This is a genomic window from Accumulibacter sp. (assembly GCF_023806635.1).
GTDB lineage: Bacteria > Pseudomonadota > Gammaproteobacteria > Burkholderiales > Rhodocyclaceae > Accumulibacter.
Genome location: NZ_JAMTDQ010000098.1, coordinates 46,634 through 58,565, shown reverse-complemented (window position 1 = coordinate 58,565; position 11,932 = coordinate 46,634). Strand labels below are relative to the sequence as shown.

General features: G+C 63.8%; 10 protein-coding genes, 1 tRNA gene and 1 pseudogene. 6 read left to right on the top strand and 6 right to left on the bottom strand.

Translation table 11 applies throughout. The features are described 5' to 3' along the window. Positions 1-345 (top strand): annotated as a pseudogene (locus NFW30_RS17430) (hypothetical protein); the annotation flags it as partial. Positions 346-362: 17 nt separating this feature from the next. On the opposite strand, the gene NFW30_RS17425 reads toward NFW30_RS17430, so the two are convergent. Continuing rightward, a complete protein-coding gene (locus NFW30_RS17425; protein ID WP_363322120.1) occupies positions 363-524 on the bottom strand; it encodes an SOS response-associated peptidase family protein in 162 nt (53 codons plus the stop codon). 137 nt (positions 525-661) lie between these two features. Here NFW30_RS17425 and NFW30_RS17420 point away from each other — a divergent pair, with 137 nt between their 5' ends. Genes NFW30_RS17420 through NFW30_RS17400 form a run of 5 tightly spaced genes read left to right on the top strand, consistent with a single transcriptional unit; the run spans position 662 to position 3,526 of the window. Next, positions 662-850: a hypothetical protein gene (locus NFW30_RS17420; protein WP_295358232.1), complete on the top strand. Its 189-nt coding sequence runs from the start codon at positions 662-664 to the stop codon at positions 848-850. Continuing rightward, complete coding sequence (locus NFW30_RS17415; protein ID WP_295358235.1) at positions 850-1,299, top strand: DUF2924 domain-containing protein; 450 nt, start codon at positions 850-852, stop codon at positions 1,297-1,299. The genes NFW30_RS17420 and NFW30_RS17415 overlap by 1 nt, the downstream gene beginning before the upstream one ends. Then, positions 1,296-2,675, top strand: coding sequence for a recombinase family protein (locus NFW30_RS17410; RefSeq protein WP_295358236.1), 1,380 nt, complete (start codon positions 1,296-1,298; stop codon positions 2,673-2,675). The genes NFW30_RS17415 and NFW30_RS17410 overlap by 4 nt, the downstream gene beginning before the upstream one ends. Beyond that, entirely contained in the window at positions 2,675-3,037 is a 363-nt protein-coding gene (locus tag NFW30_RS17405; protein ID WP_295358238.1) for a site-specific recombinase resolvase, read from the top strand. The genes NFW30_RS17410 and NFW30_RS17405 overlap by 1 nt, the downstream gene beginning before the upstream one ends. Before the next feature lie 9 nt (positions 3,038-3,046). Next, complete coding sequence (locus NFW30_RS17400) at positions 3,047-3,526, top strand: LacI family transcriptional regulator (protein ID WP_295358240.1); 480 nt, start codon at positions 3,047-3,049, stop codon at positions 3,524-3,526. A 308-nt stretch (positions 3,527-3,834) separates the two neighbouring features. Here NFW30_RS17400 and NFW30_RS17395 read toward each other — a convergent pair. The 5 genes from NFW30_RS17395 to glk form a co-directional block, all read right to left on the bottom strand. Continuing rightward, positions 3,835-3,910 (bottom strand) — tRNA-Phe (locus tag NFW30_RS17395). 142 nt (positions 3,911-4,052) lie between these two features. Next, the gene (gene glgX / locus NFW30_RS17390; protein ID WP_295358241.1) at positions 4,053-6,068 is read right to left on the bottom strand and encodes a glycogen debranching protein GlgX; all 2,016 of its coding nucleotides are present in this window, start codon (positions 6,066-6,068) and stop codon (positions 4,053-4,055) included. Continuing rightward, complete coding sequence (gene glgB, locus NFW30_RS17385) at positions 6,056-8,239, bottom strand: 1,4-alpha-glucan branching protein GlgB (RefSeq protein ID WP_295358244.1); 2,184 nt, start codon at positions 8,237-8,239, stop codon at positions 6,056-6,058. Before glgB ends, glgX begins: the two co-directional genes overlap by 13 nt. A 15-nt stretch (positions 8,240-8,254) precedes the next feature. Continuing rightward, a complete protein-coding gene (locus NFW30_RS17380; protein ID WP_295358247.1) occupies positions 8,255-10,702 on the bottom strand; it encodes a glycogen/starch/alpha-glucan phosphorylase in 2,448 nt (815 codons plus the stop codon). A 22-nt stretch (positions 10,703-10,724) separates the two neighbouring features. Further along, positions 10,725-11,690 (bottom strand): glucokinase, encoded by a 966-nt coding sequence (gene glk, locus NFW30_RS17375; RefSeq protein ID WP_295358250.1) that lies wholly within the window; start codon positions 11,688-11,690, stop codon positions 10,725-10,727. Positions 11,691-11,932: the final 242 nt, after the last annotated feature.

Genomic DNA, 11,932 nt, shown 5'->3' with positions numbered 1-11,932 from the left:
CCGGCCTTAGCTTATTCGACCCCGGTGGCTGTCCAGACGACCGGAACCACCGCAGCGGGACGTAACACGCCGTACCACAGCAAGTACAACCCCGTCGAGCGCTGCTGGGGAATCCTGGAAAGGCACTGGAACGGCGCCAAGCTGACCGATACCCAAACGATGTTGGAGTGGGCGAAGAGCATGACTTGGAAAGGCGTTCATCCCGTGGTCCAACTGAGCCGCACGGCCTACGAAAAAGGAGTCACCGTGGCCAAGGATGCCATGCAAGCTGTCGAGTCCAGGCTGGAAAGAAACCCGCTCCTACCCAAGTGGGACATCTTGATCCGCCCAGCCTCGACGGTATGAGTAATTGTGGTAATCACCTAAGTGCTCGCCACTCGCTCCCCGTGCTGTCCGGGGTGAACAACCAAGACCTTCATGGTCGGCGCGATGTTGTAGCGCGGCTGGAAATCGAACCCGTCATCGAGATCGAACTGCTCCCGAATGCGGGAAGCCGGGCCGTAGAGGGCATACCGACCGCACATCTCAACACCCCGCCCACACGAGATTTCTTGTGTGAATTTCCGCTCTCTTACTCACGCCTACTCCAAAACACCCAGCGCCGAAAACTTCGTGGTCATATCATCCTTGACGGTCTGGACCACCCGAATGGAGAACGAAGATGACCGTCGAACCCACTCTACCCGAATCGATGTCGCCACGCGAGCGCGCCGCGGAGATCACGACAATCCTTGCTGGCGCCATCGTCCGCACCCAGCTTGCGCAGGCTGGCAAACGGCGAGAATCTGCCCTTGGCTTCCTGGACGACCAGCGCGTTCATACAACCCCCTATCAAGACGAGAGGTTGTGATGAACGACAAACAAGCATCTGTCGCTGCGCGGGTTGCGGAGCTGGCCTGCATGCCCATGTCCGAACTCTGGACGGTGTGGGACCGATATTTTCCCAGTCGTCCGGACTACCCCAACCGGACGCACGTCGAGTCGCGAATCGCCTACAAACTGCAGGAGGAAGCCTTCGGTGGTCTCGCCCGCGAGACCAAGCAGAGACTGGAGGCCATCGGCGCGAAGCACTCCAAGATCAAGCTGCGCGCCAAGCCGCGTGCGATCCATTTCGCACCGGGCACGATCTTACTGCGCGAATGGGGCGAGCGCGAGCACAGGGCGACGGTCACCGCCGAGGGGCTATTCGAGTACGAAGGGCGCACGTTCAAGAGTCTGACTGCTGTGGCTCGCCACATCACCGGCACGCATTGGAGTGGGCCCCTGTTCTTCGGTCTGCGGAAGGGAGGTACTCCATGAGCGAAATCGCCAGCACAAAGGTCCGTAAGCGCTGCGCGGTCTACTGCCGCGTATCTACGGACGAACGCCTCGACCAGGAATTCAATTCCATCGACGCCCAGAAGGAAGCCGGTCTGGCGTCGATCGCCAGTCAAAGGCCGGAAGGGTGGATTGCCGTCCCTGACGACTACATCGATCCCGGCTTCTCCGGCGGCAACCTGGAGCGGCCCGGATTGAAGCGCTTGCTCGCGGACATCGAGGCCGGCAAGATCGACATCGTCGTGGTCTACAAGATTGACCGGCTGACGCGGAGCCTGACCGACTTCTCTCGGTTGATCGAAGTCTTCGAGCGCCACACGGTCTCGTTCGTCGCCGTCACCCAGCAGTTCAACACCACCACGTCGATGGGCCGGCTGATGCTCAACGTCCTGCTGTCCTTCGCGCAGTTCGAACGCGAGGTCACTGGCGAGCGGATCCGCGACAAGATCGCGGCTGCCAAGCGCAAGGGGATATGGATGGGTGGCGTGCCGCCGCTGGGGTATGACGTCGAGAACCGCCTGCTGGTCATCAACGAAGCCGAGGCGGCAGTGGTACGCCGAATCTTCGAGGAGATGCTGACCATCGGCTCGCCGACGCAGATCGCCGCCAACCTGACCGCCGAGGGCATCACCACCAAGGCCTGGACGACACAGGATGGCCAGACCCGTAGCGGCGCGCGCATGGACAAGAAGTACCTGCACAAACTGCTGCGTAACCGCATCTACCTGGGCGAGTTGTCGCACAACGGGAACTGGTACCCCGGCGCCCACCCGCCAATCATCACCCGCGAGCTCTGGGACAAGGTTCACGCGGTGCTGGCCCAGGACGGCCGCACGAGGTCGGTCGAGACCAAGATTCGGTCGCGCACCGACGCCTTGCTGCGCGGGCTGCTGTACTCGCCCTCGGGCGAGCGGATGTACCCGACCTACACGTGCAAGAACGGGCGCAAGTACCTCTACTACGTGTCGAGGTCGGAAAGCCGGTTCGGCGCACCGGGCAAGAGCTACGAGCGTCTGCCCGCTCCGGAGATCGAAGCGGCGGTGGTCGCCCAGATCCGGACCGTGCTGACCAGCCCCGAGTCCATCACCTCGGTGGTGCGGTGCATCCAGCACAACGGGGCTCCGATCGACGAAGCCAGTGCCGTGCTGGCGATGGGACGGCTCAACGACGTGTGGGATCAGTTGTTCCCGGTCGAGCAGCATCGCATCGCCAACCTGACGATCGAACGGATCGACCTCGTCCACGGCGGTGAGGTGCGGGGCATCAAGGTGAAGTGGCGGGCGTTGGGTTGGGACAAGCTGATCGGTGAGTTCGCGCCGAGGGGCATTGGTGCGGAACTGGTGGAGTTCGAGGCCTGATGGACAACTCCCTGGAAACGTTCGTGCCCCTGCAGTTCAAGCGGAAGAAGGGGAAGCTGCTGGTCGACGGGAGGGAATCTGCCCACGACGTCCGCATCATCAAGGCCGTTGCCCGGGCCGTGTACTGGCATGACCTGCTCGACTCCGGCAGGTTCCAGAGCGTGGTCGAGATCGCCCGGGCCGAAGGATTGATGCCAACTACGGTTGGCCGGCTGCTGCGATTGGCACGACTCGCTCCGGACGTCGTCGAGCAGTTGATGAGGGGTTGCCAGCCTCGGCGGCTCACACTGCGGTGGCTGATGCGCAACGACATCCCGGCGCTCTGGCTAGACCAGCACCAGATATTGGAACAGTTCAAGTAAGGAGGCGAGATGTCCAAGAAGCACTACGGCAAGCAGACAGGCCGCCCTGTCACCCATGAGATCCCGATGCCCGCCGGCGGCGTTCGTCTGGAGACTTTCGTGCCCTGGACGCTGGTGAAGCGAGGGGCCAAGAAACAGATCATCACGCCACTGGACGCGCCGCAGGAATTCCTGTCTGAGGCCGCTCTGGAACGGGAGGCGCGCGCGGCTGGGCAGGATAGCGCGCTGATGCGGGCACTCGGCCTAGCGCACCACTGGCAGCGGCTTCTGGACGAAGGACGCTTCAGCTCCATGACGGAGATCGCGGCGGCCGAGGGCATCGACCTCAGCCAAGCCAGCAAAATGAGCCGACTGGCGCAACTGGCCCCCGACCTGATCGAAGCCCTCGCCCTGGGACACCTCGATGTGGGCGTCAGCCAGTTGCTGCGCGGCAAGTTGTCCGCGTCCTGGCTGGCGCAACGTGAGGCGCTGGCGACAGGGCTGTGCTGATATCCGTGCCGCACCGACACGCCGCCGCAAGGCGGCCTTTTTTTTGGTGCCTTTCGCTGGTTCGGTCGCGCTCTCCCGAGCAAGCGAAGAAGCAAACCGACAGCCTGCAAACCCGCATGAACACAGGACTTCAACTCTGGAATGTTCCAGAGGGCAGCAGAGAACAGAGAGAGAAAAACGGCCGAATGCACGCCTCGAACGACGACTTCCGGAGGGCCGTGCTCAAGAGGCCAGGGCTGAGAAGCGCACCAATACTGGCGTTGCGGCCACAAAAAATCCCAGCGGATAAGGGCTGGGATCTTTGGGGATGGTGGCCAAGCGCGGAATCGAACCACGGACACGCGGATTTTCAGTCCGCTGCTCTACCAACTGAGCTACTTGGCCAACGAGGACGGCAGTATAGCCAATCGCTCTCGCGGCGTCAAAAAAAGAACGCTCGCCGCGCTGCAGATGTGGCGTGCCTCGGGTGGGGCCTCGCCACCCCGCAACGGTCTCGACCGGCATCGCCTGTCGCGCGATGGGACGCTCAGCAACGGCAGAGGATCTGAAGGCTGCGTGCAGCAACCGGGGTCGTCCTTTCCCGTTGGCAGCTGGCGAAAGCCACCTCGGCGTTGCTGTCGCAGATTTGTTGCCAGTTGCCCGCCGGAAGCAGGAAGGACACCGGGATCTCGTCGCGGTTGATCAGGCAGAGGAGATCCGCAACGTCAACATCCCGCTCACGCAACCTCCTCGGCGCCGTCAGGTGCAGCCCGAATGCTGCCAGCTTCTTCGACTGCCAGTCGCTGACGCGCATCGGCCGACCGGCGGGGTGCCACCAGGTCACGTCGGGGCAGGCATTCGTCGCCTCGGTCTCGCCAGTCAGCCAGCGTTGCTGGCGCAACTGCGGGAAGCGCCGGCGCAGCGCGATCAGGCCGGCGACGTAGTCGATCAGGCTCTCGTCGGCATTGCGCCAGTCGAGCCAGGTCATCGGGTTGTCCTGGCAGTAGGCATTGTTGTTGCCCGCTTGGCTGCGCCCGAGTTCGTCACCGCCCTGCAGCATCGGCACTCCCTGCGCGATCAGCAGCGTCGTCAGCAGTGCGCGTTGCAGTCGACGGCGCCGTTCAAGTACCGCCGGATCATGGCTGTCGCCTTCCTCGCCGCAGTTCCACGAGCAGTTGTGGTCGTGTCCGTCACGATTGTCCTCGCCATTCAGTTCATTGTGCTTCTGCTGGTAGCTGACGAGGTCACGCAGGGTGAAGCCGTCGTGCGCGGCGATGAAATTGACGCCGGCCTGTGGTGGCCGCCCGGTTGCCTGGAAGATCTCGCTCGAGCCGGCAAGCCGCTGCGCCAGTTGCCCGGCGCCGGCCTCGCCAGTCAGCCAGAAGGCACGTACGTCATCACGGAAGCGGTCGTTCCACTCGCTCCAGCCGGGAAGGAAGCGGCCGAGCCGGTAACCGTCGGGACCGAGGTCCCATGGTTCGGCGATCAGCTTGACGCGCTGCAGCACGGGATCCTGTCTGAGTGCCGGCAGGAAGGCGCTGTCACGGGTCAGCACGGCGGCGAGGTCGAAGCGAAAGCCGTCGACGTGCATCACCTCGACCCAGTAGCGCAGTGAGTCCATCACCAGTTGCAGGACGCGTGGGTGGGCGAGGTTGACGGTGTTGCCGCAGCCGCTGAAGTTCTCATAGGCGGCGAGGTCGTCTGCCGGCAGGCGGTAGTAGCTGCGGTTATCGATGCCGCGAAAGGAAAGGGTCGGGCCCCACTGGTCGGTCTCTGCGGTGTGGTTGAAGACCACGTCGAGAATGACTTCGAGGCCGGCGGCATGGAGCGTACGGACCATGCTCTTGAACTCGGCGATCGCCGATTGGCCGCCGATGCGCGCTGCGTAGCGCGGCTCCGGAGCAAAAAAGGCGAGCGAGTTGTAGCCCCAATAGTTGACTCGCCCCTCATTGACCAGCCGCTGCTCGTCGAGAAACTGGTGGATCGGCAGCAGGTTGATGGCGGTGACGCCCAGTCGTTGGAAGTGTTGGATCAGAGCCGGGGTCGCGAGGCCGGCGTAGCTGCCGCGCAGCACCTCGGGAACGCCTGGATGCTGCCGGCTCATCCCCTTCACGTGCGCTTCGTAGAGCACGGTGTCGGACCAGGGCGTTGCCGGTGGCGAGTCATCATCCCAGTCGAAGCGCTCGTCCACGACGGCTGCGGTCAGCAGATGGACGGGGTCATCGTGTGCCGGCCACGAGAAGCGGCCCACCACTTCTCGTGCATAGGGGTCGAGCAGCAATCGCCTGCCGTCAAAACGATGCCCTTCTGCGGGTGCGTTCCTGCCGTGCACGCGAAAGGCATAACGCAATCCCGGGCCCGCTCCGTCGAGGTAGCCGTGCCACACCTGATCGGAGCATTCTTGCAGCGGCAGGACGCGCATCTGCTGGCCGTCCACGACGCAGAGTTCGACCCGTTCGGCGTGCGCGGAAAAGAGCGCGAAATTGACGCCGGAGCCGTCCCAGTGACTGCCGAGCGGCCACGGCCGTCCGGCAGCAAGCAACCGGCCGCTCAGGCCGTCCATTCGAAGTACAGTGCCGCGAGTGGCGGCAAGGTCAGATTCAGCGACAGGCTGCGACCGTGCGCGGCGACCTCCTCGGCAAACAGCGGCTCGAACCCGTTGCCGACGTTGCTGCCACCATAGTGCTGTGAATCGGTATTCAGTCGCTCGCGGTACATTCCCGCCATCGGCACGCCAATCCGGTAACCATGGCGCACCACGGGCGTGAAGTTGCCGACATAGAGCAGGGCGCGCGAACGGTCACGGCTCCAGCGGACGAAGGCGACCACCGAGCACTCGGCGTCATCGGCAGCCACCCATTCGAACCCGGCGGGTTCGAAGTCGACCTGGTGCAGAGCCGGGTTGCTGCGGTAGACCCGGTTGAGATCGCTGATGAGGTCGCGCACGCCTGCGTGCAGCGGAAAGTCGAGCAGTCCCCAGTCGAGCGAGGTGTCGTGGTTCCATTCGTTCCACTGACCGATCTCGCCGCCCATGAAGAGCAGCTTCTTGCCCGGGTGGGCCCACATGAAGGCATACAGCGAACGCAGATTGGCGAACTTCTGCCAGTAGTCGCCCGCCATCTTGCTGATCAGTGAGCCCTTGCCATGGACCACCTCATCATGCGACAGGGGTAGCACGAAGTTCTCGCTGAAGGCGTACATCAGACCGAAGCTGAGCTGGTTGTGGTGGTACTTGCGATGTACCGGATCACGCGTCATGTAGTCGAGGACATCGTGCATCCAGCCCATGTTCCACTTGTAATGGAAGCCGAGGCCGCCCATTTCCGGTGGGCGGCTGACCATTGGCCATGCCGTGGATTCCTCGGCATGGGTCGACGCGCCCGGATGTTCCTGTCCGAGCACCTCATTCATGCGGCGCAGGAACGCCACGGCTTCGAGATTCTCGCGACCGCCGTGCACGTTCGGCAGCCATTCCCCGTCTTCGCGGCTGTAGTCGCGATACAGCATCGATGCGACGGCGTCGACGCGCAGCCCATCGACCCCGTAGCGCTCGATCCAGAACAGGGCGTTGCCGATCAGATAGTTGCTCACTTCTCGGCGACCGAAGTTGTAGATCAGCGTGCCCCAGTCCTGATGCATGCCCTCGCGCGGGTCGGCGTGCTCGTAGAGTGCGTTGCCATCGAAACGGCCGAGACCGTGTTCGTCGTTCGGGAAATGCGCTGGAACCCAGTCGACGATCACGCGCAGGCCGGCCGCGTGGCAGGCGCGAACGAAATCACGGAAACCATTCGGCGTGCCGTGGCGGGCGGTCGGCGAGTACAGTCCGAGCGGCTGGTAGCCCCAGGAGCCGTCGAATGGATGTTCGGAAACCGGCAGCAGTTCGAGATGGGTGAAACCCAGGTTGACGACGTAGGGGATAAGCGTTTCGCTGAGACGTTGCCAATCTGGAAAGCCACCGTCATCGGCCCGCCGCCACGAAGCCAGATGGACCTCGTAGATCGACATCGGCGCATCGAGCTGGTCGCCGGCCGGAATCGCGGATGCTTCGACGGGCGGCGGCAGGGCGCAGACGACGGACGCGGTCGATGGGCGCATTTCGGCCTGGAAACCGTATGGGTCCGCCTTCAGCGGCAGCAGATGGCCCTCGCGCGATCGGATCTCGAACTTGTAGTGCGCACCGGCCGCGACGCCTGGCAGGAAGATCTCCCAGACGCCACATTCGCGGCGCAGGCGCATCGGGTGGCGACGTCCGTCCCAGGTGTTGAAGTCACCGACGACACTGACGCGCTGCGCGTCAGGTGCCCAGACGGCGAAGGCGGTTCCGGCAACGCCGTCGATCTCACAGAGGTGGGCGCCGAGACGCTCGAACGGGCGCAGGTGCGAGCCTTCGGCGAGCAGCCAGACATCCATCTCACCAAGAACGGTCCAGAAGCGATACGGATCGTCGGTCTCCTGTATCCCGTCCTGCCAACTGATTCGCAGGCGATAGGGAAAGTAGTTGCGACGGCGGGGAATCGATCCCTCGAAGAAGCCTTCCACGTCCTCGATCCGCCGTTGTTCCAGTTCGGCGACCTGGCGGCCGGTCTTGGCATCGACGACGGCGACCGCGAGTGCGCCGGGCTGCATGCTGCGCACCCATAGCTTTCCGTCGGGGTCGGTGTGCATGCCAAGGACCGCATAAGGGTCGCTGTGTTGTGCCCGGTAGAGGGCGATGATGTCAGCAGAGTCAAGCATTCGAGACGTCCTTACTCAGTTTGTGTCGATGTGCCAGGTGTCGTTGGCGTAGTCGCGGATCGTCCGGTCAGCGGAAAAAGGGCCCATGCCGGCAACGTTGATGATTGCCTTGCGCTGCCATTCGTCGCTGTTGAGGTAGAGTGCGTCGACGCGCCCTTGGGTAGCCACGTAGTCCGCGTAGTCGGCGAGCAACAGGTAGTGATCGCCGTAGTGCAGCAGGCAGTTGAAGATGTCGTGATAGCGTGAACGTTCCCCCGGCGAGAAGAAACCCGTGTCGATGCGGTCCAGTGCCTCCTTCAGGGCAGGATCACCGTGGTACAGCGCCAGTGGTTGATGGCCAGCCTGCCTGATCGCGTTGACCTGGGCCGTGTTGTTGCCAAAGATGAAGATGTTCTCGGCGCCGACGTTGTCGCGGATCTCGATGTTCGCACCATCCTCGGTGCCGATCGTCAGCGCCCCGTTGAGCGAAAGCTTCATGTTGCCGGTGCCCGAAGCCTCGGTTCCCGCCGTGGAAATCTGTTCCGACAGGTTGGCCGCCGGCATGATCAGTTCGGCGATCGACACGCCGTAGTTGGGGATGAACACCACGCGCAGCAGATCGCGCGTCCGCGGATCGTTGTTGACCACTGCGGCCACGTCATGAATCAGACGGATCACCTGCTTCGCCATGTGGTACGACGAGGCGGCCTTGCCGGCGAAGATCACGCTGCGCGGCGCATAGTCGCGCGCCGAACCGTCGAGCAGCGCGTTGTAGCGGGTGATGACGTGCAGTACGTTGAGCAGTTGCCGCTTGTACTCGTGAATCCGTTTCACCTGGACATCGAACAGGCTGTCCGGGTCGAGGCTGACGGCCAGCTCGCGTGCCACATAGTTCGCCAGGCGGAGCTTGTTGCCGCGCTTCGCGGCCGCGAAGGCGGTGCGGAAACCGGCGTCGTCGGCGCTTGCCCGCAGCGCCTGCAGGCGATCGAGATCGAGTCGCCAGTCCTTGCCGCCGAGTCTCTCGTCGAGCAGCGTCGACAGCGCCGGGTTGGCCTGCGCCAGCCAGCGCCGTGGCGTGACGCCGTTGGTCTTGTTGTGGAAGCGCTCCGGATAGAGGCGGGCAAAGTCGGCGAAAATGGTCTGCACCATGAGATCGGAGTGCAGTTGCGAGACGCCGTTCACGCGGTGGCTGCCGACGATGCAGAGGTTCGCCATGCGCACCCGCTTGTCCTTGTCGTGGCCGCCGCCATCGTCGATCAGCGACACCCTTCGCATGAGGTCGATGTCGCCCGGGTAGAGGCGGACGACCTCGTCGAGGAACTCCTGGTTGATGCGGTAGATGATCAGGATGTGCCGCGGCAACACGCGCTGGATCAGCGTCACCTTCCAGGTTTCGAGCGCCTCCGGCATCAGCGTGTGGTTGGTATAGGAGAAAATCCTGCGGCACTGCTCCCAGGCGGTAGCCCAGGCTATTCCGTGATCGTCAACCAGCAGCCGCATCAGCTCGGCGACGCTGATCGCCGGGTGGGTGTCATTGAGGTGGATCGCCACGTGCTCGGCGAGGTTGCTGAAGGTGCCATGCTCCGCCTGGTGACGTTCCAGGATGTCCTGCAAGGAGGCAGACACGAAGAAGTACTCCTGGCGCAGGCGCAACTCGCGACCCGCCGAGGTGCTGTCATTCGGATAGAGGACCCAGGAGATGTTCTCGAATCGGTTCTTGAACTCCGCCGCGCGTTGGTAGTCGCCGGTATTGAAGGCGCCGAGGTCGATCTCCGATGGCGCAGCCGCCTTCCACAGGCGCAAGGTGCTGACTCGATCGGTACCGTGTCCCGGGATGACGTAATCGAAGGCCTTTGCCTCGACCGAGTCCGCCGCATGCCATTCGGCCCATTCGCCATGATGCTCGCAGGTGCCGCCGAAGCGAACGGTGTGATGCTTGTTGGCGCGCGGGAATTCCCAGGGCGATCGGTCCTGCAGCCAGGCTTCGGGTTTCTCGACCTGCTGCCCGTTGAGGATGGACTGCGCAAACATGCCGTACTCGTAACGGACTCCGTAGCCCCAGGACGGCAGTCCGACCGTGGCCATCGAATCGAGGAAGCAGGCAGCCAGGCGACCGAGGCCGCCATTGCCCAATGCCGCATCGGGTTCGCACTCCATCACTTCCTCGAGTGACGGGCCCGGTGGCGTGAACAGGGCTGCTGCCTGTTCACGCAGGCCGATGGCCGAGAGCGCGTTGTTCATTGCCCGGCCGATCAGGAATTCCATCGACAGGTAATAGATGCGGCGTGCCTTGTTGCTGCGGTCGGCATTCTGGGTCCGTACCCAACGCTCTGCCAGTTGCTCCCGTGCCACTTGCGAAAGCGCGAGATAGAGGTCGGCCCGGGTGGCGCGGGTCGGCTCGGCTGCGATCGTGTCGACGAGTTTCTGCTCGACTGCGCAGCGCAGCTGTTCGCTCTCGGAAAGGGGGGGGACGACGTTGGACATCAGGCGGGTACTCCAAGAAAGGTTATCGGCAACCCTCGCACGCGGCCAGGGCCTGAGCAGCACCCAGCAGGGCCGGGGCAGGCGAAAGGATTACATAGGTCGGAACGGTGGCGAGATAGGACGCGAAGCGCCCCTTGGCCTCGAACCGCGCGCGGAAAGGCGAGCGATCGAAGATTTCCCCCAGCCGTGGAATGATACCACCGCCGACATAAACACCACCCCGAGCGCCGAGGGTGAGCGCCAGATTGCCGGCCACCGAGCCGAGCAGTGCGCAGAAGGTGTCGATCACCGCAGCACATTGCCCGTCGTCACCGGCGACGGCGCCCGCGACGATCTCAACGGTGTTCAGGGGCACATGCGTTCGCCCGTCGACCGTCGCAACGAGGCGATGCAGCAGCGGCAGGCCGCTGCCGGAAAGGAGTCGCTCGGCCGAGACATGCTCGAACTCGCGCCAGGCGAGCGCCAGAATTGCCGCCTCGCGCGCGTCTGCCGGGGCAAGCGAGCAATGGCCGCCTTCACCGCTCAGAGGCAACCAGTCGCCGGCATGATGGAGCAGGCCGGAAACACCCAGCCCGGTCCCCGGGCCGAGGACTGCCTTGGCCGCGCCGCGGACGGGACTCCCGCTGCCGACCTGTCGCAGTTCGGCAGCGGGAAGACGGGGCAGCGACAGGGCGAGCGCGCTGAAGTCATTGAGCAGCAGCAACCTGTGCAGCCCCAACCGTGCCGTGATGCTCTCGCGCGAAAAGCTCCACGAAGCGTTGGTCAGTGCGACCACCCCATCGTGTACCGGCGCTGCAATGGCGATTGCGGCGGCTGACGGGGCGGGGCTCGCAGATGCTGCGAGGTATGTCTGCATCGCCTCGACCGGCCCCGCGAAGTCTGCTACCGACAGCACCTGCACGCGCTGCGGCATGTTCGCTTCGTCGAGCAGTGCGAAACGGGCGTGGGTGCCCCCGATGTCGCCGACGATTCCAATTGGAAGCTTCATCGGCCCCAGCGCCCCTCGGTACGGGCCTGTGGTCCCCGCGGACGGCGCACGCGCGGCAGTCTGCCTGCGTCGATGTGAGCGATGGTCATGGGGTTCAAGTGGGCAAATTCTCCGCCTGGCGTTCGTGGTTATGGTCGTGCATGCCTTGGTTCCGGGACGGGATGCCAGGCGGCAACCCATTTTGGTGGAATCTTCGCATCAAACGCGAGATTAATCAAAGACCCTGCTAACATGACCCAGGT

Coding starts and splice junctions, on each gene's coding strand:
- glk (WP_295358250.1), bottom strand. CDS start 11,690: ATGAAGCTTCCAATTGGAATCGTCGGCGACATCGGGGGCACCCACGCC.
- NFW30_RS17405 (WP_295358238.1), top strand. CDS start 2,675: ATGGACAACTCCCTGGAAACGTTCGTGCCCCTGCAGTTCAAGCGGAAG.
- glgX (WP_295358241.1), bottom strand. CDS start 6,068: ATGGACGGCCTGAGCGGCCGGTTGCTTGCTGCCGGACGGCCGTGGCCG.
- glgB (WP_295358244.1), bottom strand. CDS start 8,239: ATGCTTGACTCTGCTGACATCATCGCCCTCTACCGGGCACAACACAGC.
- NFW30_RS17420 (WP_295358232.1), top strand. CDS start 662: ATGACCGTCGAACCCACTCTACCCGAATCGATGTCGCCACGCGAGCGC.
- NFW30_RS17380 (WP_295358247.1), bottom strand. CDS start 10,702: ATGTCCAACGTCGTCCCCCCCCTTTCCGAGAGCGAACAGCTGCGCTGC.
- NFW30_RS17415 (WP_295358235.1), top strand. CDS start 850: ATGAACGACAAACAAGCATCTGTCGCTGCGCGGGTTGCGGAGCTGGCC.
- NFW30_RS17410 (WP_295358236.1), top strand. CDS start 1,296: ATGAGCGAAATCGCCAGCACAAAGGTCCGTAAGCGCTGCGCGGTCTAC.
- NFW30_RS17400 (WP_295358240.1), top strand. CDS start 3,047: ATGTCCAAGAAGCACTACGGCAAGCAGACAGGCCGCCCTGTCACCCAT.
- NFW30_RS17425 (WP_363322120.1), bottom strand. CDS start 524: ATGTGCGGTCGGTATGCCCTCTACGGCCCGGCTTCCCGCATTCGGGAG.